Annotated in this window: 20 protein-coding genes; 13 read left to right on the top strand and 7 right to left on the bottom strand. The window is 62.7% G+C overall.

Features of this window, described 5'->3' with window-relative positions; translation table 11 throughout:
• Window positions 1-15: 15 nt before the first annotated feature.
• Together M1D88_RS17645 and M1D88_RS17650 are read left to right on the top strand one after the other, a co-directional pair.
• Window positions 16-1,215, top strand: a complete 1,200-nt coding sequence (locus M1D88_RS17645; protein WP_458112034.1) for an allantoate amidohydrolase — start codon at window positions 16-18, stop codon at window positions 1,213-1,215.
• Complete coding sequence (locus M1D88_RS17650; protein WP_458112035.1) at window positions 1,212-2,561, top strand: formimidoylglutamate deiminase; 1,350 nt, start codon at window positions 1,212-1,214, stop codon at window positions 2,559-2,561. Before M1D88_RS17645 ends, M1D88_RS17650 begins: the two co-directional genes overlap by 4 nt.
• Before the next feature lie 270 nt (window positions 2,562-2,831).
• Here the strand turns inward: M1D88_RS17650 and M1D88_RS17655 are convergent, their stop codons facing one another.
• From M1D88_RS17655 to mhpA, 4 genes are all read right to left on the bottom strand, one after another.
• Entirely contained in the window at window positions 2,832-3,230 is a 399-nt protein-coding gene (locus M1D88_RS17655; protein ID WP_458112036.1) for a cupin domain-containing protein, read from the bottom strand.
• Between the two features lie 404 nt (window positions 3,231-3,634).
• Entirely contained in the window at window positions 3,635-4,432 is a 798-nt protein-coding gene (locus M1D88_RS17660; RefSeq protein WP_458112037.1) for an IclR family transcriptional regulator, read from the bottom strand.
• Between the two features lie 152 nt (window positions 4,433-4,584).
• The gene (locus M1D88_RS17665; protein ID WP_458112038.1) at window positions 4,585-5,931 is read right to left on the bottom strand and encodes an MFS transporter; all 1,347 of its coding nucleotides are present in this window, start codon (window positions 5,929-5,931) and stop codon (window positions 4,585-4,587) included.
• 3 nt (window positions 5,932-5,934) lie between these two features.
• Window positions 5,935-7,476, bottom strand: a complete 1,542-nt coding sequence (gene mhpA, locus M1D88_RS17670) for a bifunctional 3-(3-hydroxy-phenyl)propionate/3-hydroxycinnamic acid hydroxylase MhpA (RefSeq protein WP_458112039.1) — start codon at window positions 7,474-7,476, stop codon at window positions 5,935-5,937.
• Window positions 7,477-7,600: 124 nt separating this feature from the next.
• Here mhpA and M1D88_RS17675 point away from each other — a divergent pair, with 124 nt between their 5' ends.
• From M1D88_RS17675 to M1D88_RS17690, 4 genes are read left to right on the top strand one after another with little or no spacing between them, the layout of a single operon-like run.
• Complete coding sequence (locus M1D88_RS17675; RefSeq protein ID WP_458112040.1) at window positions 7,601-8,623, top strand: amidohydrolase family protein; 1,023 nt, start codon at window positions 7,601-7,603, stop codon at window positions 8,621-8,623.
• Complete coding sequence (locus M1D88_RS17680) at window positions 8,623-9,720, top strand: maleylacetate reductase (RefSeq protein WP_458112041.1); 1,098 nt, start codon at window positions 8,623-8,625, stop codon at window positions 9,718-9,720. The genes M1D88_RS17675 and M1D88_RS17680 overlap by 1 nt, the downstream gene beginning before the upstream one ends.
• Complete coding sequence (locus tag M1D88_RS17685; RefSeq protein ID WP_458112042.1) at window positions 9,713-10,639, top strand: dioxygenase family protein; 927 nt, start codon at window positions 9,713-9,715, stop codon at window positions 10,637-10,639. The genes M1D88_RS17680 and M1D88_RS17685 overlap by 8 nt, the downstream gene beginning before the upstream one ends.
• 9 nt (window positions 10,640-10,648) lie before the next feature.
• Window positions 10,649-11,329: a substrate-binding domain-containing protein gene (locus M1D88_RS17690; protein WP_458112043.1), complete on the top strand. Its 681-nt coding sequence runs from the start codon at window positions 10,649-10,651 to the stop codon at window positions 11,327-11,329.
• Here the strand turns inward: M1D88_RS17690 and M1D88_RS17695 are convergent.
• The 3 genes from M1D88_RS17695 to M1D88_RS17705 form a co-directional block, all read right to left on the bottom strand.
• Complete coding sequence (locus tag M1D88_RS17695; RefSeq protein ID WP_458112044.1) at window positions 11,295-12,164, bottom strand: alpha/beta hydrolase; 870 nt, start codon at window positions 12,162-12,164, stop codon at window positions 11,295-11,297. The two genes, M1D88_RS17690 and M1D88_RS17695, sit on opposite strands and share 35 nt — an antisense overlap.
• 166 nt (window positions 12,165-12,330) lie before the next feature.
• Window positions 12,331-13,131: an alpha/beta fold hydrolase gene (locus tag M1D88_RS17700; RefSeq protein ID WP_458112045.1), complete on the bottom strand. Its 801-nt coding sequence runs from the start codon at window positions 13,129-13,131 to the stop codon at window positions 12,331-12,333.
• 44 nt (window positions 13,132-13,175) lie between these two features.
• Window positions 13,176-14,543 (bottom strand): MFS transporter, encoded by a 1,368-nt coding sequence (locus M1D88_RS17705; protein WP_458112046.1) that lies wholly within the window; start codon window positions 14,541-14,543, stop codon window positions 13,176-13,178.
• A 158-nt stretch (window positions 14,544-14,701) separates the two neighbouring features.
• Between M1D88_RS17705 and M1D88_RS17710 the strand changes: the two genes are divergently transcribed.
• The 7 genes from M1D88_RS17710 to M1D88_RS17740 all read left to right on the top strand — a co-directional run bounded on the left by M1D88_RS17710 (window position 14,702) and on the right by M1D88_RS17740 (window position 23,614).
• Entirely contained in the window at window positions 14,702-15,535 is an 834-nt protein-coding gene (locus tag M1D88_RS17710) for a PaaX family transcriptional regulator (RefSeq protein WP_458112047.1), read from the top strand.
• Window positions 15,536-15,612: 77 nt separating this feature from the next.
• Window positions 15,613-17,208: an FAD-dependent monooxygenase gene (locus M1D88_RS17715; protein ID WP_458112048.1), complete on the top strand. Its 1,596-nt coding sequence runs from the start codon at window positions 15,613-15,615 to the stop codon at window positions 17,206-17,208.
• Complete coding sequence (locus M1D88_RS17720) at window positions 17,201-19,288, top strand: acetate--CoA ligase family protein (RefSeq protein ID WP_458112049.1); 2,088 nt, start codon at window positions 17,201-17,203, stop codon at window positions 19,286-19,288. The genes M1D88_RS17715 and M1D88_RS17720 overlap by 8 nt, the downstream gene beginning before the upstream one ends.
• A complete protein-coding gene (locus M1D88_RS17725) occupies window positions 19,285-20,961 on the top strand; it encodes a (2,3-dihydroxybenzoyl)adenylate synthase (RefSeq protein ID WP_458112050.1) in 1,677 nt (558 codons plus the stop codon). The genes M1D88_RS17720 and M1D88_RS17725 overlap by 4 nt, the downstream gene beginning before the upstream one ends.
• A 19-nt stretch (window positions 20,962-20,980) precedes the next feature.
• Window positions 20,981-22,078, top strand: coding sequence for a cupin domain-containing protein (locus tag M1D88_RS17730; RefSeq protein WP_458112051.1), 1,098 nt, complete (start codon window positions 20,981-20,983; stop codon window positions 22,076-22,078).
• Complete coding sequence (locus M1D88_RS17735) at window positions 22,075-22,929, top strand: fumarylacetoacetate hydrolase family protein (RefSeq protein WP_458112052.1); 855 nt, start codon at window positions 22,075-22,077, stop codon at window positions 22,927-22,929. The genes M1D88_RS17730 and M1D88_RS17735 overlap by 4 nt, the downstream gene beginning before the upstream one ends.
• A 10-nt stretch (window positions 22,930-22,939) precedes the next feature.
• Entirely contained in the window at window positions 22,940-23,614 is a 675-nt protein-coding gene (locus tag M1D88_RS17740; RefSeq protein ID WP_458112053.1) for a maleylpyruvate isomerase family mycothiol-dependent enzyme, read from the top strand.
• Window positions 23,615-23,811 lie beyond the last annotated feature (197 nt).

The following is a 23,811-nucleotide window of genomic DNA, read 5'->3' on the forward strand; positions in this document are numbered from 1 at the left end:
AGCCGGAGGTTCAATGTGAAAACAGTCAGTCAGCTTCTTGAGTCCATAGGGGACGTGGGCCGAGACCCCGTCCGGGGAGGCTACTCCCGTCCTGTTTACTCGACCGCTGAGCTCGACTTACGGTCCTGGTTTATCGAACAGGCACAAGAGCGGGGCCTGGACGTTGAAACGGATCGCAACGGAATCATCTGGGCGTGGTGGGGAGAACCGCAAAAGGGTGCCCTGGTGACAGGCAGCCATCTTGATTCCGTCCCTGGCGGCGGAGCGTTCGACGGTCCGCTCGGAGTCGCCTCCGCCCTGGCTGCCGTCGATATTCTCAAGTCGCGGGGAACACCTCTCCGCCGTTCGCTTGCCGTTACGGTCTTTCCCGAAGAGGAAGGATCCCGATTCGGCGTGGCATGCCTTGGATCGCGGCTCCTCACCGGGGCCATCGATGTGAATAAAGCCCTGAACCTGCGCGACGGCGACGGCAATACGTTTGCCGACATTACGCGGGCAAACGGCTTGGATCCCCGCCACCTGGGCTCTGATCCGAAAGCCTTGGAACAGATAGGAGATTTCGTCGAACTCCACGTGGAACAGGGCATCGGGCTGGGATCAACGGGTCCGGCGATGGCAATCGGCAGTTCAGTGCTTGGCCACGGCCGCTGGAGGCTGACCGTCAGCGGCCAGGGGAACCACGCCGGGACCACTCTGATGGCCGACCGGGCTGATCCGATGATTGCTGCAGCGCAGATCATCCTCTCCGTCCGGAAGATTGCCGCATCGCGACCCGATGCGCGTGCCACAGTGGGCCGTCTCATACCCCTCCCCGGCGGCACAAATGTGATCGCCTCCAGGGTCGAGATGTGGCTGGACGCCAGGCATCCCGACGATGCCGTAACCGCAGGTCTGATCGAAGCCATCTACGGCTCGGCTCGGGAGATGGCAGCAGGCGAGGGCTGTTCAGTGACTCTAACCGAGGAGTCATACAGCAACACCGTGCATTTCGACGCCGGCCTGACGGAACGGATAAGCCGCATCCTTCCGGCGGCTCCAGTATTGGCGACGGGAGCAGGGCACGACGCCGGAGTGTTGGCAGGCCATGTGCCCTCAGCAATGTTGTTCGTGCGCAACCCGAGCGGAATATCGCATTCGCCTGAGGAGCACGTTTCGGACGAGGACGCCAATGATGGCGCGACAGCCCTTGCTGACGTTCTGGAGGGGCTGCTGTGAGCGGCTACTGGTGCGAGTCAGCCCTCGTGGCTGGCAGGGACGGTTCCCCGTCAATCAGAGAAAGCGTGCGGTTGGAGATACAGGGCGGTGTCATTTCAAGGATGGCGTCCGGCACCAGTCCCAAGGAGGGCGACCGCGTTCTCAGCGGAGTAGTTTTCCCTGCCGCCGCCAATGCCCACTCCCACGCCTTTCACAGGATCCTTCGTGGCCGCACCCATGATGGGCGCGGGGATTTTTGGGTGTGGCGCGAGCACATGTACAAGAGCGCCGGTGAGCTCACGCCTCAGTCCTACGAACAACTGGCCACCGCAGTTTTTACGGAAATGGTGGTGGCCGGTTTTAGCAGTGTTGCTGAATTCCACTACGTGCACCACCAGCCCGACGGAAGACCCTATCAGCAGGCCCACGCCATGGAACTGGCATTGGCCAGGGCAGCCGGCGCAGCGGGGATCCGGCTGACGTTGTTGGACACTCTGTACTTGGCGGGAGGAATCAACACACCCCTTAGCTCAGACCAGGCCAGGTTCGGGGATGCCAATGCCCAGGCCTGGCTGGACAGACTCGCCTCACTTAGGACGGCAATTGCGCGGGAATTTGACCCCAGGATGGTGGCGGTAGGGGCTGCCTTGCATTCGGTCCGCGGGGTTCCCGAGGACGCCCTCAAGACCGTGGCCGAACAACTGCCTGCCGATCTCCCACTGCATATTCACCTCAGTGAACAGGAGGCCGAAAACCGGGCTTGCCTACAGGAGTACGGTGTGACCCCTACCGGGCTGCTGGCACGCCATGGGTTGCTCTCGCGGCGGCTCTCGGTTGTCCATGCCACCCATCTGACACAGGAAGACGTTGGACTGCTCGGTGCGGCCCATGCGACGGTCGTGATGTGTCCGAGTACTGAAGCCGACCTGGCCGACGGAATCGGCCCGGCCCGCGCCTTGTCCGACGCCGGGGCCGTCGTAGCGCTGGGTACCGACCAGCATGCCGTCATCGACCCTTGGGTCGAGATGCGCCTGTTGGAAAGCGGGGAACGCCTGGACTCCGGCGAGCGCGGACGTTTCTCGCCTGACGAACTCCGGTATGCCGCCACGCAAGGGGCAGCAGCTTCGATGGCTACGCCGATAGCTCCGGCTGCCCTGACCGTCGGAGCCGTTTGCGATTTGATGGCCGTTGATCCGGATTCCGTACGCACCGCCGGATCCATGCCGCTGCAATTGGCGTTCAGCGCCACTGCAAGTGACGTGACGGACGTCGTTATTAACGGGGAACTGGTGGCCTCCCGGGGAATCCACCAGAACCTGGGCGATCCTGGACAACTTCTTACAGCGGCTTTAAAGGAGTTCAGCTGAGCTGAAGCCGGTCTCTTCAGCCCTATGCCGTCAGGTCGCTTCTGCCGCGCTCCGCACTCGGTGCTGCAGCACTTTCCCGATCACCAAGGCGGGGCGGACTCGGTGACCATCGCGCCGGTCGTTGTCGGCGCAGCGACAACGGTTTCCACGGGGTGATAAGAAAGTCATGCCGGGCTTAGGTCGTTAGCAGGCAGTGTATTTCAGGCAGTATGCAGGGGCGCTCCGCCGGGTTTCCGGTCGAGCGCCTGGTGCGTTCCGTGCTTTGCCGTATCAGATCCTGGCGTGAACCCCATGGCTGGTCGGCCGGCCGAACGATGCTGCCCCCAGGAATTCGACGGCGACAAACGGCTCTGAGCCCACCACCCACTCATCATGTCCCGGCGGCAAAGTGTAGGTGTCGTTAGCACGTATCGTGGACCGAACGCCGTCCGCCGTTTCAACCTCCAATACTCCGGACACGCAGAAGCCCAGATGATTGTGCTGGCAGAAGTCGGTCTCTTCCAAGGGTTTCATGCTCTCAGACCAGCGCCAGCCTGGCTCGAGAATCAGCCGAACCACCGAGAAGTCATCCACCGTGACCAGATCAAACTCCGCCTTATCGGGACACCGTTTCTTGTCCGGGGCATCGAAGGATTTAACTGCGAGGGCTGTAACAACAGTCACGGACATCGGAGACCACCTGGAGACGAAGGTTATGGGCGCTTAGGGGCGGCACCAAGCTGATGGGATACCGGCCGACGCCCCCATTTTCGAGGGTCAAAACGGCCGGGTAATGTGTGGCGCTGTCCCCCGCAGCGCACCTGCGCTCAACAGATCCTTGCTGACGTATTTCAAAGGTAGACCTCCGCCGCCGGAAGTCAATGGGCGCTGGAAATCCGAGGCGTGCTGACGCCGTTTGAAGCCCTACTGGGAATCCGGTCTCCTGCCACCGAATACGGCCAAATCGCGGGAAACCTACGTAGTCGCCGGAAGCTTCCGGCTACTCCGGCACGTCTCCGGCGACTCCGACCGCGGGGGCAGACGGCGGGCGCTGGCGGCGGGGGCGCCAGCTAGACCGTCAGCGGGCGCACGCGTCAGGAGGCCTTGTCGGAGGAGACGCCCAGCTCGTTGGAGACGGTCCGCGTGGTTTCCAGCAGCGCTGCCGTCACCTTTTCCAATTCAGCTTTGTCCACGTCTTCGGCCGGGAAGACCACGGTGATGGCCAAAGGCAAGGAGTCGACTGAAGAAAAGACGGGAGCGGCTACCGAGGAAACACCCGGGATAATCCCGCCCGAGGTCACCGCGTAGCCTGCCTGGAGAACATCCTGGCGCTTCCGGTTGATGTCTGCTTCCGAGTACGCCTCGGCGCTCAGACGAGCCCGGTCGCCGGCCAACACAGCGGCGGACATGGATTCCGGCAAGTAGGCGAGGAAGATCAGTCCGCCCGAGGAGGTCAACATCGGAAGCTTGGCGCCCACCCGAACGTTGAAGGGCAGTGCGTGCGATCCGTAGTCCCAGCGGACCACGACCGGTCCGTCTTCGCCCCAGACTGAAAGGTTGACGGAGTGCCCGCAGGCGTCGCGAAGCCTCATGGCGTAGTCCGAGGCCACGGAGACTTCATTGGTCCGGCGCAGCGACTCGGCGCCTAACCGCCGCATGGCAGGGCCGAAGTCATACCTGCCTGTCTTCGGTGATTGGGAGGCAAGTCCGGAGCGAACCAGGCTGACCAGGTAGCGGTGGGCCTTGTTGGGCTGGAAGCCGCTGCGCTCGGCAATTTCGGAGAGCGGCATCGGTCCCCCGCCGTCCTCGAGGGCGAGCAGTATGCGCATCGCCAACTCAACGGATTGGATACCTTGGCGCTCCGCGGCCGATTCCTGCTCCGACTCGCTCAAATCAGCTCACTCCCCTGTCTTTCCCAAAACTGTTTGTTCCCAAAAACTGTTGGTTCCCGGAACAGCCAAAAACACCCGCCGCACCCCGGCCTGCTTGCGGCAGGTTCGGGGTGCGGCCAGTGTACTTGGTCTCTGCGGGCTCTGTTCCCTGCCTAAACCTCGGCGGCTGGTATTTTGAGTGACACCGGTGCGGGCTCAGGAACGGAAATCGCCTTCACTTTGACCTTCGGCACCAGGATCGATGCAAAGGCTCCGACCACTGCCGGGATGGCGAAGGCGTAGAAGTTCCATTCCACGGAGAGTCCGGAAGTCATGACCCAGGCGCCCAATGATGGTCCCACGATGGCACCAACGCGGCCGAAGGACAGTGCCCAGGCCAATCCGCTGCCCCGGATGTCGTCCGGGTAGCGGGTCAGGATGAATCCGTTTACCAGAATCTGCGAGCCGATGAAGCCCACACCACTGAGGAACATAAAGATAAACAGCACGACGACGTTGGGGTTCACGCTCATGACGAGCAGGCTGACAGCTCCGGTCAGGAAGGCGACGACCACCACCGGCTTGGCGCCGATGCGGTCGGCAATCCGGCCGCCGATGATGACTCCTACAGCGACGCCTATCCACATGGCGGCGGTCTGCAGCAGTGCCGAACCCAGGGAATAGCCGTTGGCCTGCATCATGGTCGGAAGCCAAGCCGTGATGCCGAAGACCAGCAGCAAGCCACAGAACGTCATCACCCAGAAGAGCAGCGTGGCACCAGCGATCCCCGGAGCAAACAGCGGGCCGATTCCGGCAAGGTGCCGTCTTCCTGCCACTGTGAGTACCGGTGTTGGCAGGCCCATGGACTTGCTGAGATGGTGTGCCTCGGCAACCTTGCCGGTCCGGAGCAGGTGGACCGGAGGAACCGGCAGCAGTTTCCACGCGAACGGCAGGATAACCAGGGCCGGAATAACACCGATGATGTACAGCCAACGGAATGAGGTGGCAGGGAGCAGTGCCGCGCCAAGCAGGGGAGCGGCCAGACCGCCGGCTGCATAGCCGGCCATAACGATTCCGGTGTTGCGGTTACGGTGTTCCGGGACGGAAAGGTCTGCCACATAAGCCAACAGCGTGGGGAGGACGATGCCAAGCCCGAGGCCAACGAACGCCCGGCCGATGCCGAAAAGTGCCACATTCTGAGCCGCGGCCGAGATCACCATGCCTGCAGAGAAAACAACGCAGCTTGTCAGGATCAGCCGAAGGGCTCCGATCCTGCGCATCAAGGCACCCGCGAGGGCGGCGCCGATCAGCATTCCGGCTCCCACGACTGAGCCCAGAACACCGGCTGATCCCTTATCGATCGCCAGCGACTTGTCCGCGAGCAGGGCGGGAACGGAGACGCCATAAACGGCGAGGTCGTAGCCCTCGAGCATGGCGATAACAAAGGCGACGGCCAGCAGGACGCGCTCGGTAATGGTGCGGACGTCCCCGGGCCCGGCATTCTTATGGATTGTGGACATGGCTTACACTCCTACTGATGCTGCCGTGCTGCTCACCGTTGAGCAGGCTTTTTGGTATTCGTGGATGAGGGATTCGTACTCGCTGGCTGTGCGTGCGGCGCCAAACACATAAAAATCAGGACGGACCAGGACAGCGCCGCAATCGTTGTCCCTGAACCAGCTCAGGTAGGTGCCGTTGACGTCGGCAAAGGAACCACTGACGTCGCCGCTGGCAGGATCAATAACGACGACGTCCCCGGACGGGGTTGCCGTGGACAGGGCTGCCTCCGCATACCAGTTTGCGTCGCACAGGAGACGGAATCCGTAGCCGAAGACTTCGTCGAACAGGGCGGAGGCGCTGTCAGTCCGGACCTCGTCCTGCATGAAAAGCCGTCCGTTGGCGGGATGGTCGGTGGTTGCAATGAACCCCGGCCCCAGCCCCGGAAATCTCAGTTTCTCCGGCTTCATATTGTTCCGGCGGTTTTCCAGGAGCTGGTTGTCACGCTGCCGGGCCTTTTCAGGATCACGCATGGTCTGGACCTTGCCGAGCTCGATACCCTTGTGGACAACTGCCGCAACATGGGGCTCGCGCTCGGTCTGGTAGCTGTCAAGAACAGTGTCCTCGGCCCTGCCCGTAAGTACAAGATCGAGTTTAAACGCGAGGTTCTGGGCGTCCCGGATTCCGGAGCACATCCCTTGTCCGAGGAACGGCGGCATCTGGTGGGCAGCATCTCCTGCCAGGAGAATCCGCCCCTGCCGCCACGACCCGGCAATGAGGGACCGGAAGGTGTAGGTGGCCACGCGGATGAGTTCTGCCTGATCCGGTGACAGGTAGTTCGCCACCCGGTCCCACACCTTCTCCGGATCCCGCTCCACCAGGAAGGCCTCTTCAGAATCGAGCATGAAGCTGAAGCGGTGGTGGGAGGGGCCCAGCGAAATGACGGACTGGGGCTGCCGCGGGTCGCAGACCTGGCGTGCGTGCGGCAGCTCCACCTCACCGGTGAGCCGGAAATCGCACACCAGCCACGGTTCGGAAAAGCCGAAGTCTTCCAGCTCTGAACCGAGCCATCCGCGCGTGAAGCCGTTCCCGCCGTCGCACGCCACCACATAGCTGGCGGCAACAACGCCGTCCGGGCAGTTCACCTCCACACCGTCTGCGGTTTCGACGTAGCCGTCAACCGGTGAGTTGAACCGCACCGTGACGTTGGGCAGTGACTGGCAAAGACGGTCCAGGGCGTCCTCGAGCTCAGGCTGGTACATCATGTACCACTCCGCCCACCCGGAGGCCCCCTTGAGTGCGAACTCGTGTTCAATGAGCAGTTCCCCGGAGGCATTGCGCCACTCATAGTTGCGCTGGGCGTTGACCTTGGGGAGCAGTTCCTGCGCGATTCCCAAGCGGGCGAAGGTCCGCATGGTTTCGTCATCGAATATTGCGGCACGGGGCAGGTTGTAGAGCCCTGAGTATCTTTCCAGCACCACCACCTTGTGTCCGGCCTGGCCCAGCAGCGCTGCCGTGGCCATTCCAACCGGGCCGTACCCCACGACGGCAACATCAAATTTTTCCATCGTCATCCTCAAATTCCCTGGAGCGGACCACTCCTGTGATCCTTGACACAGTGCCAGAGTAGGATTCATTATTAGTGAAGTCAATGCATATTAGTGAATTGATTTGCGGCCAAAGGAGATCGTTATGAAGAAGATTGCCCTCGAAGAACACTTCGTCACTCCGGACCTTGTCGGGTACGGAACCAGCACCAGTTCCATTGCCCAGCCCCAGGCGTGGGCCGATGCCTCGAGGCGCCTTCTCGACTTCACGGAAGAGCGCCTTCCTGAAATGGACCTCCACGGAATCGACATGGAAGTCCTTTCCCTGAACTCCCCCGGCATCCAGGCGGAGAAGGACCCCGCAACCGCTGTTGCCAAGACGAAAACGGTCAACGACTTCCTCGCCGGGGTGATGGCGGAGCGGCCCACGCGCTTCTCGGGCTTCGCCGCTCTTCCCCTGCAGGACCCCCAGGCAGCAGCCAGGGAACTCGAGCGTGCTGTCACTGAACTTGGCATGAAAGGCGCGCTGGTCAACGCCCACACCAACGGCATGTACCTCGATGACTCCAAGCTCCGTGTCGTGTGGGAAATGGCCGAAGGACTTGATGTGCCGCTGTATCTGCACCCGGCCAACGGCGTGGACACCGCCGACGTGCTGAGCGGGCATCCGGAACTGGTTGGTCCCATGTGGAGCTGGGGGATAGACACTTCAACCCACGCCCTCAGGCTGATTTTCGGCGGGGTATTTGACGACTTCCCCAACGCCAAGCTGCTGCTGGGACACATGGGCGAAGGCCTGCCGTATGTCCTGTGGCGGCTGGACTCCAGGTGGGACTTCCACAACCACCACGGCATCGAGCTCGCCAAGGGCAAGCCCTCCGAATATCTTCGGGACAACCTCTACATCACCACCAGCGGCGTGTGTTCTCCCGCTCCACTGCTGTGCGCAATGCTTGCTGTGGGCGCGGACCACATTCTCTTCGGAACCGACTACCCCTTCGAGACCATCGAGGACGCGGCGAAGTTCCTGGACAACGCACCCATCAGTGAATCGGATCGCGAGAAGATCAGTTTCCGGAATGCCGAGAAGCTTTTGCGGCTGGGCAACAGTGCTGATACGGCAGCTGCCCTGGTTTCAGCCGGAGCCGTGACTCTGGGAACCAGGTAATGACACTGACTTTTGAGCATGTGACCCTGGGACAGCGCGTCCGCTTCGGCACGGGGAAGGCTGCGCAAAACCTCAGCGCCGAAGTGGATCGACTCGGGGCAACCCGTGTCATGGTGATTGCCAGCGAATTCGAAGCCCCCATCGCGGAGAGAGTGAGCGCAGGCGTCGACGTCGCCCTTTATTACAGCGATGTAGCACCGCATGTGCCCATCGATAAGGCAGAGAAGGCCCGCGCCGCCGCACTCGAGCACGGAATCGATCTGCTCGTGTGTGTTGGCGGCGGTTCCACCACCGGGCTGGCCAAGGCGGTCGCCATGACCACGAAGCTTCCGATCATCGCTGTGCCGACGACGTACGCCGGCTCGGAAGCGACCAACGTCTGGGGTCTGACGGAAGCGTCCCGGAAGGCGACGGGGGTGGACAACAATGTCCTTCCCGGAACGGTGATTTACGACGCCGAACTGACCTTTTCGCTGCCGCCCCGGCTCTCGGTCGCCTCTGGTCTGAACGCCGTGGCGCACTGCATCGATTCCATGTGGGCTCCCCGGGCCGATCCTATTAATCAGGCGCTAGGGGCTGAAGGCATTCGTGCGCTTGCCAGCGGGCTGCCCCGGATCAAGGACAATCCCCAGGACCTTCCCGGCCGGGAGCAGGCACTTTATGGCGCCTATCTGTCAGCGGTGGCCTTCGCCTCGGCCGGTTCGGGAATGCACCATAAGATCTGCCACGTCCTCGGAGGGGCCTACAACATGCCGCATGCGGAGACCCACGCCACGGTCCTGCCGTATGTCCTCGCGTTCAACGCACCATCTGCGCCAGATGCGGAGCGCCGGATTGCCGCGGCGTTGGGAGCTGACGACGCCGTCACCGGACTCAACGCTCTCCGTTCCACTCTGGACGCGCCCACTGCGCTGAAGGAACATGGCCTCCTGGAGGCGAACATCCCTCAAGCCGTAGAGCTGATCCTGCCCGCGATCCCTGCCGGAAACCCTCGCCCTGTTACCGCAGCTAACCTCGAGGAACTCCTCCGCGCCGCCTACTTTGGAACCACCCCGGCCTCTGATCCAATCAGAAACAAGGAAGCCAGCCATGTCTGAGACAACTCAAAGCAGCCAGTATCTTCGTCCGCAGGAAGTCACTGCGGAGCAGGCCGACGTCGAGCAATCCCTCGTGGACACCGTCGTCGCATCTTTCGACAAGACCCAAGACCCACGCCTCAAGCAGCTCATGCAGTCCCTGACCCGGCATCTGCATGCCTTCATCCGTGACGTGCGCCTGACTGAGGAGGAATGGAACGCCGGCATTGCTTTCCTGACAGCCGCTGGCCACATCACGGACGATAACCGGCAGGAATTCATCCTGCTTTCGGATGTCCTCGGCGCCTCCATGCAGACCATCGCCATCAACAACCAGACCCACAAGAGCGCCACCGAGGCCACGGTTTTCGGACCTTTTTTCGTCACTGATGCCCCTGAAATCCCCATCGGCGGGGACATCGCCGGAGAAGCGGCGGGGCAGCCCTGCTGGGTTGAAGGAACAGTCACCGACACCGAGGGGCGCGCCGTACCTGGAGCACGGATCGAGGTCTGGGAAGCGGACGAAGACGGTTTTTACGACGTCCAGTACAGCGACCACCGGGTTGCCGGACGCGCCCACCTGTATTCGGACGATGAGGGCAAGTACGCGTTCTGGGGCCTCACTCCGACTCCTTATCCGATTCCCCATGATGGACCCGTCGGCAAGATGCTTGAAGCAACCGGCCGTTCCCCTGTCCGCGCCTCCCATCTGCATTTCATGGTCACAGCAAAGGGGCTGCGGACCCTGGTGACGCACATCTTTGTGGAGGGAGATCCGCAGATCGACATCGGCGACAGCGTCTTCGGCGTCAAGGAATCCCTGATCAAGAGGTTCGAGCTCCAGGCACCGGGCACCCCCACTCCCGACAGCAGGGACCTGCCTGGCCGCGACTGGGCCCGCACACGGTTCGACATCGTCCTGGCCCCGGCTGAGGTCTGAGCAAGTGCCATGCAGCTAAGCCGCGGATTGTCCCTGTTCTGCGCCATCGCCTTGCGAAAAGCCGTTGAAGAGCGCCTCCTTGAATTCAGGCAAGTGTCAGGGCAGTCGGTGGAAGCCCACTATGCTCCGACGAACGTCCTCCTGCAGGAAATCGACGACGGCGCCCGCCCGGATGTCATCATCGGCGTCACCTCAGCCGTGGAGCGGTTGGGAGCAACGGGGCTCCTGGATGCCACGACGCTGGCGCCGTTCGCAAAGTCGGGCATCGGAGTCGCGGTTCCTCCCGGGACCGATCCTCCGGACGTTTCCACCGTGAAGTCGCTCACCGCTGCCCTGATGGCGGCGCGTTCCGTAGCCTACTCACGGTACGGGCCCAGCGGCGTCTACTTTGCCCGGTTATTGAGGGAGCTGGGCATCTCGGAACGGGTGAACCAAACGGCGGCCGTAGTGGATCAGGGGTTTACCGCCTTGGCGCTGCTTGACGGGCGATCGGACCTGGCCGTGCAGCAATTGAGCGAGCTTCAGGCCGTTCCGGGAGTCAGGATTGCCGGACCGCTTCCGGACCCGGTTCAACACCACACCCATTTCTCCATCGCCATGGACGCTAGCGCGTTGGGCCCTGCATCAGCAGAGGGTGGCCCCGCCGCCGAGCTTTTTACCTTCCTGACGGCAGGGGCAGCTGCGATTTAGCAACCGGAACAGTCGCTGCCAGACTCGCGGTAAAGAAGGATCCTGCGGTGCGCATGAACCTGTCCTCCATGTCCCGGCGGACGAAGTGGGATGCGCCCTCGAAGACCTTGACGCTGGCGCCGGCTGCCTGCGCAATCCGCTGGTGTTCGTCGGTGATCCCGGTTCGAACTGTTCCCGTGACGATCAGAACCGGGACGCCGGAGTCGGTCAGGGCAGCGACCAGGTCCGGCCATGGCGTTGTGGGAATGACGTTGCCGTTAAGGACGAGGCGGGGATCGCAATCCTCCTGCGCCTGGGAACTCCGGAGAATCTCAGCCGCGCTCCAATTTGGCCATTCGCGCTTCCTGATGCCCCTGCGCTCGGTAGCGGTTCTTGACTGGACGTCAACGAGGTGGGCGTGAGCGCTTTCGGCCACACTACGCTCCTGGAAGGGCGTGACGGGAAGCCGCCAGAAGGGATCCTCAAGCAGCACGCTCGCCGGAACAAATGTGCCTTGCTGTAGAGCGGCCGCTGCGACAGCTGCTGCCACAGCCCCTCCGGCGGAATGCCCATAATACAGTGTGGGGAGGCTCTCCAGCAGTTGAAGCTCCGGGGTGCTGAAGGTTTCGAGCACGTCCTGCACCATGACGTCTCCCGGATGCCTCTGCAGATGGTCATCTGACCAGCGGGGGGAGCTTCCGTGTCCGCGGAGGTCGAAGGCAAGGACCGCCCAACCAGAGGAAACCCAGTCCGGAAAGGAGGCCTCCAGGCACGCCGCCGACTCCACTAAGCCATGGATGGCAACGACGACGGCCGTGGGCGCCGCCTCCGGCAAGGTCAAGCGATACGACAACACTTTTTATCCTCCCTGAAACTCTCCCCTTGAGCTCTGCCTCAAAGTCTTCACCAGGGAAAACGCTATCCGCCTTTGCCAGTTCCGTCGACAGGGTATTAACTCGACAGGGTATTAAAAGGAACACGCGGACGACGGCGGGATCTCCCGCCGTCGTCCGCGTGCAGTATTACTTACGCAGGAAGACTGCGATCGCTTCAGCAGTTCCCGCCGGATCCATCACGTGGACAAAGTGGTTCTGCCCGGGAAATACGGTCTCCGTTACGTTCGGCAGCTTTTGCCCGAGGTGCCGTGAAGCGCCCACCAGGTGGGACGGGCTCACCTCGCCAACGAGCAGCAGCGTCTGGACGCTGAGCGCGCCGTACTGCTCGATGAGAGCCGCAGTCAGATCGATCTCGCTCAGTTCGCGTGTCCAGGTGGGGCTGAGCTCGACCATGCCCGCCCATAGTGCGGATGCCGCCAGGCCTTCGGTTTCTTCGGATGAGATCCTCAGGAAGTGCTCGGCAGCGATGCGCATCGCCTTGTCCCCGTCTCCGGATTCCACCGCAGCTGCATAGTCGGGCAAAGCAGCGCCGGCCGTCGGGGCATCGATGGGCAGCGGCGGCTCGTAGAGCACCAGCGAGGAGACTGCCGCTCCCGTCCGAACCGCCTCCAGGGTGCAGATCGCCCCGTAGGAATGCCCCAGCAGTGCGGCACCCTCACCGGCGACGCCGAGCATGGCATTGATGTCATCTGATTCAGTGGTCAGTGAGTAGTCCTCGGCGTCGGCGCTGAGCCCTCGGCCACGGCGGTCCATGATGTAGACCGTGTGCGCCTGGGCCAGATGCTCGGCCACACCCAGCCATTGCTCGCCGGTGGAGATGCTGCCGTGGACCAGAACGATGGGGCTTCCCGATCCGAGCTTCCGGTACCCGATTGAGGTGCCGTCTGCGGACTCTACGGTGTGGGTGGAGATGAGCTGGGCTTGCAAGGTGGCTCCTTAGCTTGTCTGCTGATGAGTTTGACGGACCGGGGTCAGTGGATGAAGAGGTCGTTGGAAGTCGCAGTGGCCGCCGTCGTCGTGCCGGTCCCCTCTGTGGAACTTGTGGCTTCGGGCGCGAGCCGGGGTACGGACAAAACTGCGACAACGCCAATGGCTGCTGCGATAGCCCAGACGGAGAAGTTGATGAAGTTGCCCAGGGAAGCCGCCACCAGGACGCCGCCGCCCGAAATGGCCAGCACGGCGCCGATCCGCCCAATGCCCAGCGTGATTCCAAGGGCAGTGGCGCGGGTTGCTCCTGAGAAGTAGGTTGCCACGAAGCCGTTGACCAGGATCTGGGCGCCCACTGAACCGAAGCCCACCACGGCAACCAGAAGGTACATGGCAGGAAGCGGCATGATCCCGGTTCCCATGAGCACCAGGGCAATTCCGGAGCTGGCGAACGACGTCGCCGTGACAGGCCGGGGGCCGAAGCGGTCCGCGAGCCGGGAGGACACCAACACGCCAACCACGGCGCCGATGTTGACCGTCAGAAGGAAGGTAAGGGACGAGGCAAGCGAATACTTGGCAATAACCATGAGCTGCGGCAGCCAGGTATTCAGCCCGTAGACCAGCGTTTGGCCGCAGATCCCGGCGAGGCAGAAGAGGACCATGGCACCGAGCAGGCGCCCGGACAGAAGGGTGCGGAACCTGCCGGTTTCAGGGGCATCAGATTTCACCCGGACTGGCGGAAGCGGCTCCAGCCCGTAGTCGGCCACGAGTTGTTCAGCGCGCACGCGCTCTCCCTTGGCCGCGAGGTACGCGGGAGACTCCGGGAGGAATTTGAAGAGCAAGGGAACGACGGTGATGAGCGGAATGCCGCCGAGCGCCAGCATGCCTTGGAATCCCAGCGTGGGAAGGAAGGCGAGGGAGAGCAGCGCGGCGAGGATGCCGCCCACTGCATACCCGGAGAACATCAGCGCGTTGTTGAAGTTGCGGCGGTTCAGCTTGGAGAACTCGACGGTCAACGCGATGGCCGTGGGAATAACACCGCCCAGGCCGAGGCCTGCCAGGAAGCGGAACAGGCCGAACAGCTCGGGGGTTGGTGCCCATGCCGTCAGAAGCATCAGCAGTGAGAAGGATGCAATGGACACCATCATGATCTTTCGGCGGCCGATCACATCCGTCAGGTATCCAATGAGGATCGCGCCGATGAACATCCCGGCGAGGGCGTAGCTGCCGATTGCGCCGGTCTGTACGGGCGTGAGGCCCCACGGCTCGTAGGCCAGGAGCTTGGGAACGATTGCCCCGTAGACCACGAGGTCATAGCCGTCGAAGACGATGGCGAGGAAGCAGAGGAAGATGACGAGGGCGGCCGATTTACGTGGACGGACCGAGGGGGATGCCGGCGAAGGGAAAGCCATGGGGACTCCAGGTGATATACACGACGTTGTGGGTGTTCCAGAGATAGGGGCGGTCTACTTGTGACCTGACCCACAACTGAATGTAACATAAAGATGTTGTTCGTCAACAGAGTTGTTACACATCCTTCACCCGGACAGCACACAATTTGAGGAGTCTTATGCAGTGGAAGCCCAGAGCCCTGATCCTGGATCTCTTCGGTGACTACCTCCGCTATGCGGGGAGCGAGGTGCGGCTTGCTGACATAACGGAGCTCCTGGCGGTATTCGACGTCGAGCCCCCAACGGTTCGCGTCAACCTTTCCCGCCTCCGCAAGGAGGGCTGGTTCACCACCCGGCGGGTCGGCAGGGAGACGGTTTACTCCCTCACCCCGCACATGCTGGAGATCCTCAATGAAGGCCGGGAAAGAATCTTCCGCCACCGCGAGGAGAGCTGGCAGGGCCGTTGGACCATGGTGATTTACCAGGTCCCCGAGTCCGAGCGCGCCGTCCGTGAGCAACTCCGGAAGCGGCTGGCCTGGCACGGATTCGGGCAATTGTCTCCGTCCACCTGGCTGGCACCACATGACTTGTTCGATGACGTCCGCGGGCTCGCCGCGGAGTATCCCCTGGCAAAGATCGATGTGCTGTGGTGCGGAACCGGCGACCTTGAGCAGGACAGGGATATTGCAGGGCGATGCTGGGATCTGGAACACCTTGGTTCGGATTACCGCGAGTTCATCCGCAGTTACAACCATCTCGACAACGAGTCAGTGAATGCGCAGAAGGACGGGCAGACAGCTCTCATTGAGCGCATGCAGGTAATCGGCGACTTCCGGAGGTTTCCCTTCCGCGACCCAGTCCTTCCCCGCGAGCTGCAGCCGGCCGATTGGCCGAGCGGTGAGGCTTATGCCCTCTTCGGCGCCATTCACCGGCAGCTTGGACCGGCGGCCACTGACTTTGTTTCAGGGGTCATCGGACAGCCGGTTGAGCAAGGTCGGGAGATCCTCATGTAACAACACGTTGACGTTGCCCAGATTTTCGTTACATAATGATCAGGACAGCTCTTTTTCAATACCTTGAGGTGAAATCAATGGCGATTCGCGTGGCTTGCATCGGCGGTGGTCCCGGCGGCCTGTTCTTTACGGCGTTGCTGAAGCAGAGAATGCCTGAGGCCGAAGTTGTTCTTTTTGAGCGCAACCAGGCTTCAGATGCCTTCGGCTTCGGCGTCGTTTTCTCGGACGCCACCCTTCGTCGGATCAATGAGGCGGACTCCGTGCTCAGGGACGGCCTGAAGAACTTCGGCAAGCACTGGGACAGCATCGAGGTGTGGCTCAAAGGCGAGCGGACCTCCTTTGGCGGCAACGGGATGGCGGCCATCCATCGCAAGACCATTTTGAGGCTCCTTCAGGAGCGGGCCGCCCAGGTGGGCGTGGACATGCGTTTCGGACAGGTGGCACCCCGCCTCGAGGACCTTGGTGATTTTGATCTGATAGTCGGCGCAGACGGTGCAAACTCCCAGACCCGCGAACAGCTGGGGGAAGCCCTGGGCCACACTGCCGAGACGGCAACGGCAAAGTTCATCTGGTTCGGAACCACCAATCTGTTCAACGGATTGACGTTCATCCACCGTCGCAGCGAGCATGGCAACTTTGCCGCGCACGCCTACCCGATAAGCGACGAGCTCAGCACCTTCATCGTCGAAACGGACCAGGAAACGTGGCGGAAGGCCGGTCTGGACGAGTTCGACGTCAGCCAGCCTCCCGGGCCATCCGACGAAAAAACACAACGCTACCTGGAGAAGCTCTTCGCCGAAGACATCCAAGGGCAGCCGCTGGTGTCCAACAACTCCCGCTGGGCCAACTTCCGCACCCGGCAAACGAAGACATGGCATAAGGGCAACGTCGTCCTCCTCGGCGACGCGGTACACACAGCCCATTTTTCTGTCGGTTCCGGAACCAAGATGGCCATGGAGGATGCGGTGGTCCTGGCCCGCGAAGTGGCCGCCCACGCCGACAACATCGAGCTTGCCCTGACGAACTACGAGGCAGAACGCCAGCCCGACGTCGCCAAGATCCAGAATTCCGCACGGCCCAGCCTGAGCTGGTGGGAACACTTTGGGCGCTACCACCAGGCCTTCGAACCCCTGCAGTTCACCTTCCACTTCTTCTCGCGAAGCATCGACATCGACAAGATCCGGCAGCGTGACCCGGAGCTGGTAAACGCCACAGAGAAGGAATGGCGCGGCATTCACCGCGCCGATCCGCTGGACACGCCCTTGCAGGCAGGCCCGGTAGCGTTCGAGGGCCGCCTGCTGCGCCTGACGAAGAACGGTGACGAAGTCCGCCTCCACTCCGGCGCACAGGAGCTCCCCCTGACGGAGGTGCCCGAAGAAGCAACGGGATCAACAGGTCTGCTCCTTACGGCTCCTGACACCGAAGACGGGCTCAACGAAGCGTTCGAAAAATTGGCGTCCAAACCCTCCTACGTCGTCATCGCCGGAGGCAGCCCCCTTACGCGCGCCCTGCTTTCAGAGGAGGCAAGGCTCGCCCGGGGCATTCCAAGCATCGTGGTGAACAATCAGGCCGACCTCGCAGCCGCCACCACGCTGGTTCTCTCAGGCCGCGCCGACGCCGTAGCCATCAACGAAGCTTCCACCATCAATGAAGAGAAGGCTTCCCATGCATAATCTTTCTGCGCTCTTCGAACCCGCCGGAATCGTCGTCGTCGGCGCCTCCGCAAGCCCCGGAAAACTGGGGGCAGCAATGGCACAGTCCTTGGCCTCCTTTTCCTCGCCCGTCGAGCTGGTCAACAGCCGCAACCCCGATGGCACCATGCACTCCTCAGTTGAAGCGGCCGTTGCCGCATCACTGGCCCCCTTGGACCTGGCCGTCCTGTGTGTTCCCGCTTCGGTGACCGGTCAGGCCCTCCGGGACTGTGCCGCCAGCGGAGTGAAGGCAGCGCTGGTCTGCGCCGGCGGATTCTCCGAAGCAGGGGAATCCGGCGCCGTCTTTGAGCGTCAGGTGGTCGAGGCAGTCATGGACACAGGCATTCGGCTGCTGGGCCCCAACACGTCCGGTTTTTTCGTACCGCACCGTTCCCTCCGGGCCAGCTTTGTCCCCGGTGTGGCCGAACTCAGCCAGGGCTCCGTGGCGGTGGTTGCCGCCAGCGGCGGAGTGAACCACGTCCTGGCCTTCCAGCTGGAAAAGGCGGGGGTAGGCGTGAGCCTTGGCATTGGGATCGGGGCCGGCATCGACATCAGCGCCCCCGAAGTACTTGATTATCTGGTGACCCACGAACAAACCAAGGTAGTGGCCCTGCACCTCGAAAATGTTGCGGATGGCCCTGCCCTGCTGGACGCCGTCCGAAAACTGACCGCGTCCAAACCATTGGTCGCCTTGGTGGTGGGCCGCAACGATGTTTCGGAGTTTGCACAGTCCCACACCGGTGCCCTGGCAACCTCCTGGCGGACCACCAGGTCCGCGCTGAAGCAGGCCGGCGCGGTCCTGGTAGATGATGAAGTACAACTGGTTGAGGCTGTCGCAGCATTGACCGGCCAGAGGCTCAAACCCTCTGCCAATCCGGGCGTTGGCCTGATCACCGGACAGGCAGGACCCGGCCTCCTGATCGCCGACGCCCTTCACAGTGCCGGCGTTTCCGTGCCACGGCTGTCGGCCTCGAGCCAGGAAACCATTGCGGGGTTGCTTCCTCCGCTGACGTTCCAGGCGAACCCCGTGGATACGGGCAGGCCGGGCCCCAGCTATGACAGGATTGTTGCCGCCGTGGCCTCGGATCCGTCAGTGGATCTGCTGGCCGTCTACGGACTGACCGAACCTATCGCCGACCTTCCGGCGTCGATCGCGGAATCAGGGGCGGCCGGTTCGCTGCCCATCCTCGTCGGCGTGGACGGACCGGACAGTGATGTGGAGCGGTCACGAAAGTCCGCCCAGGATCTGGGGCTGCCGCTGCTTTCGGGTCCGACGTCGTTGGCTCGCGGTCTTGTAGCGCTGGTGGACGACGCCCGGGCCCAGTTCGAGAGGACGGCCCAATTCGAGCGGGACCAGCCTGCCGCTCACACTGGGACCCGCAACGCCGGCGTCGAGGGACTGGATGCGCAGGGACTGGACATCGCCGGTCCTTGGGATGAAATCCGCTCGAAGGAGCTTCTTGACGCCCTGGGGATCAGCACCCCGCCGAGAAAGCGCTGCCCTGACAGGACAGCCGCCCATGAGGCACTGGCCGGCCTTGGCTCACCGGTGGCAGTCAAGCTGGTGGACGCCGAGATCCTGCATAAAACGGATATGGGCGGTGTCCACCTGGGCATCACTTCGCCGGCTTCCCTCGACGCTGCACTCGACTCGCTCCAGTTCGTGGGCGCCAAGGAATTCCTTGTTGAAACCATGGCCTCCCCGGGCGTAGACCTTGTACTAGGTGCCCGCCGCGACCCTGTGTTCGGTCCCATCATGGTCCTGGGTCTGGGGGGAACTGCTGCAGAGGTGCTGGCCGACGTCGCCATCCGGACAGTGCCGCTAAATGAACGAACCGCCGCTGCAATGGCTGATGAACTCCAGGCCCGGGAACTGCTGAATGGCTTCCGAAACGGCCCGGTGCTCGATCGGTCAGAGCTGGCAGGCATTGTGGTCAGGCTCGGCAATGCGCTGCTGGCCAACGACGCCATCGCCGAAATTGAAATCAATCCCCTGCGCCTGACCGCTGATGGTCTCGTTGCCCTTGACGCCGTCGTCATTACTGAGGAGAAAGCAAAATGACCAGCCATACCCGTGAAGGAGCGGTCCCCTGGCCCCCGGAAGACGCAGCCATGTATCGCGCGAGAGGTTACTGGGAAGACAGGCCCCTCGGCGCTTACGTTCTGGACACCGCTGACAGCTTCCCGGATCAAGTTGCCTTGGTCGATGGAGATGTCCGCATGACCTACCGGGAACTCGTCGACCGGATGGACGCTGCTGCAGGGCGGCTGCTGGACCTTGGCCTGCGCAAGGACGACCGGATCCTTGTCCAGCTTCCCAACTGCTGGCAGTTCACCGTACTGACGCTGGCCTGCTTCAGGAGCGGAATTGTGCCGGTAATGGCGCTCCCGGCGCACAGGCAGTTTGAGCTCAGCTACCTTGCTGAGCTGTCCGAGTCCCGTGCCATCGCCGTGCGCGACTCCATCAAGGACTTCAGCCATCAGGACCTTGCCAACCACATCGCCCACGTGACACCCAGCCTGACGCAGGTACTGGTCTCAGGACAGGTCAACGCAGGGAACGTCGATCTTGACGCGCTGCTCGCCCCTGCCACGGACCCAGCCGCAGCTCGGATCCAGCTGGACTCCATTGCCCCGGCAGGCGAGGACCCGGCCTGCTTCCTGCTCTCCGGCGGGACCACCGGCCTGCCCAAGCTGATTACGCGCACTCACAATGACTACGCCTACAACATCAAAGCCACCTCCCTTGTCTCCAATGTGACGTCCGAAACTGTTTATCTGGGCACCCTGCCGGTCAGCCACAACTTCCCGCTGGCTTGCCCGGGCATCCTCGGCGTCCTGTTCGCAGGCGGCCGGCTCGTGATGCTCCCGAGCCCCGAACCGGGCAAGGCATTCGCCACGATCAAAAAAGAAGGCGTGACACTGTCCGCCGCCGTGCCTGCAGTGGCTCAGCGGTGGATTGAATACCAGCAGGAGCACGACGGCGACCAGCTGGAAACGCTGGAAGTCCTGCAGGTTGGCGGTTCACGGCTGGCAGACGAGATCGCCCGAAAGGTCAAGCCGGTGCTTGGCGCCACCTTGCAGCAGGTGTTCGGCATGGCCGAAGGGCTGATCAACATGACGCGGCTGGACGATCCCGACGACGTGATCTGCATGACGCAGGGCCGCCCGGTCTCGGAGGCGGACGAAATCCGAATTGTTGACGAGGCAGGAAATGACCTGCCGGATGGCGTCCCCGGGGCCATCCTCACCCGCGGTCCCTACACTCCCCGCGGTTACTACAAGGCAGCAGAGCACAACCTCCGGGCCTTCACCCCCGACGGCTGGTACGGCAGCGGCGACATCGTGGAACGCCGCCCGGACGGCAACCTTATTGTCCAGGGCAGGGACAAGGACATGATCAACCGCGGCGGGGAAAAGATCTCCGCCGAAGAAATTGAAAGCCTCGTGTACAGGCTCGACGCCGTTACGCTCGCCGCAGCTGTCAGCATGCCTGATCCCCTGCTGGGCGAAAAACTCTGCCTCTTCGTCACGCTCAAACCGGGCGCTGAACTCACGCTGGCCGACGTCCAGGACAGCCTGCGGCGCACGGGCGTTGCCGCCTTCAAGATTCCCGAGAAGCTGGTGGTGGTGGACGAAATCCCCACCACCAAGGTCGGCAAAATCAACAAAAAGCAGCTGCGCGAGGACGTTGCCCACCTGCTGCAGGCATCCACTTCCACAACGCATCCCTGATTGATAAGGAGAGGCCACTATGAGCGAGAACCAGATGATTGCGCCGGCACCCACCGCTGAGGAGCAGGAGCAACTGGATCAGCTGTACAAGGATTTCAACCGGGAGAACCTCATCCCGCTGTGGACCGAGATCGGCGACCTCATGCCGATGACCCCCAAACCGCAGGCCGTGCCGCATGTCTGGAGATGGAATTCCCTCCTGCCGCTGGCGGAACGCTCGGGAGATCTCGTGCCGGTAGGACGAGGCGGCGAGCGGCGGGCCATCGCGCTGGCCAACCCAGGCCTGGGCGGACGTCCCTACGCCACGCCCACCCTCTGGGCCGCTATCCAGTATCTGGGCGGCCACGAGACTGCTCCTGAGCACCGGCATTCCCAGAATGCGTTCCGCTTTGTGGTGGAAGGCGAAGGAGTATGGACGGTGGTCAACGGCGACCCCGTCCGGATGTCCCGCGGAGATTTCCTGCTGACACCGGGCTGGAACTTCCACGGCCACCACAACGAGACTGACAAGCCTATGGCGTGGATTGACGGGCTGGATATCCCGTTCGTCCACTACACGGACAGTGCGTTCTTCGAGTTTGGCAGCGAGCGCGTCACTGATGAGTCCACGCCCAACGTCTCACGCTCCGAGCGCCTTTGGGCCAATCCGGGCCTCCGCCCGCTCTCCGGTCTGCAGAACACCGTGAACTCCCCCATCAGTGCCTACCGCTGGGAATACACCGACCGGGCCCTCACGGAACAGCTTCTGCTCGAAGACGAAGGTCAACCGGCCACAGTGTCCCAAGGACATGCCGCCGTCCGCTACACCAACCCCACCACCGGCGGGGACGTTATGCCCACCATCCGCGCTGAGTTCCACAGGCTCCGTGCTGGTGCGTCAACGCCCGCAACCCGCGAAGTCGGTTCCAGCATCTATCAGGTCTTCGAAGGCCGCGGCTCGATCGTGCTGAACGGAGAGACCACTCACCTCCAAAAGGGGGACCTCGCCGTCGTGCCTTCATGGGTGGCCTGCTCGCTGCAAGCGGAAACCCAGTTCGACCTCTTCAAATTCGGCGACCAGCCCATCATTGAGCGCCTGAACCTCAACCGCACTTACATCGAAGGAACCGACCAGTGAGACTTGCCACGCTCCGCACCAGCACCAGCACCAGCACTAACAACAGCACGGTGGCTGCCCGCCAGGACGACGGCAAGTTCACTGTCATCCCCGGGTACGCCGACGTCGGCGAACTGCTCGCCAACCCTGAGTGGCGAACAATCGCTGAAGCGGCCACCGGCACAGAAGCGCTCGACGGCGCCAGCCTCGCCTCCGTGATCACGAAGCCGGGCAAGATCATCTGCGTTGGCCTGAACTACCGTACCCACATCCAGGAGATGGGCCGTGACCTGCCCGAGTACCCCACGCTGTTCTCCAAATTCGCCGAAACGCTGATCGGCCCGAACGACGATATCGAGCTCCCGGAGCAGGACGACGCGATCGACTGGGAAGCCGAACTCGCCGTCATTATCGGGAAAAGCGGCCGGCACATCGCTGAATCGGACGCCGCAGACCACATCGCCGGTTACTCCATTTGCAACGACGTCTCCATGCGCACGTGGCAGTTCAGGACCAAGGAATGGCTGCAGGGCAAAAACTGGGAAAACAGCACTCCACTGGGCCCCGTCCTGGTAACCACCGACGAGTGGACGCCGGGCGGAACCATCAGCACCCGCGTGGACAACGAACTGATGCAGGAGGCTTCCACCGGGGATCTTGTGCACGGCCCGGAGTTCCTCGTCTCCTACATCTCCACGATGATCACGCTGAACCCAGGGGACGTCATCATCACGGGCACCCCGGGCGGTGTGGGCCATGCACGCCAGCCGCAGCGGTACCTCAGCCACGGCCAGGTCCTCGAAACCAGCATCGAAGGGATCGGAACGCTGCGCAACAGGGCAGTGGCAGTCTCCGGTTCTGCCACGGCCTAAGGGGAAAATCTTGGTAGCACGGCATGACCTGACCCAGGACCCCTTACTGCAGGCGCAGCTGCTGACGGCGCGACGGGGAACGGCATTTTTTGCGCGCAAGCTCAATGAGCTCCGCGACGCCGACCTCGACGCGCCGTCCCTGCTGCCTGGCTGGACGCGGCGCCACGTCGTCTCGCACGTCAGCTACAACGCCCGGGCACTTTCCCGGCTGGTCGAATGGGCCAACACCGGCATTGAGACGCCCATGTATTCCTCCCCGGAGGAACGCAACAAGGAAATAGATTTCGGTGCCACCCTCAGCCCCACGGCCCTTCGAAACCTCTTTGACCACTCAGCCATCCACCTTAATGTTGAGTGGCGGGACACCGCTTCCGAAGCGTGGAACCACGAGGTTCGGACGGCCCAGGGGCGGACGGTACCGGCATCCGAAACAGTGTGGATGCGCACCCGCGAGGTCTGGGTCCACGCGGTGGACCTGGACAACGGCGCAACCTTTGACCAGATCCCCGATGACGTCCTGGAAGGGCTCATCCAGGACATCACCGGAAGCTGGCAAAAACGGGGCGAGGAAACCCCAGTCCCCGACGGAACCCTGGCCGAAATCGCGGCGTGGGCAACAGGGCGCGGCGCACGAGGAGTCGCCTCCCGGAAACAACCCGAGCAGCCAGCCCCCCGCTGGATGTAGAGCAGGCTCTGTTCCTCGCAGGACCGGGATCTCCGGCAGGACCGGCCCTACGCCGCTTGGCCGGCCCGGGCGAGGGCCGTACGTGAGGGCCAGGGCCGTCCAAGCGGCAGGGCCGTCCGCGCGGGTGCGGGGCTGGCCAGGTAGCGCCGTATAGCAAGCGCCCTGCGATCGGCGTAGATTCGGCTCAGTTTATGGTG

The sequence above is a fragment of the Arthrobacter sp. R1-13 genome (assembly GCF_054161475.1).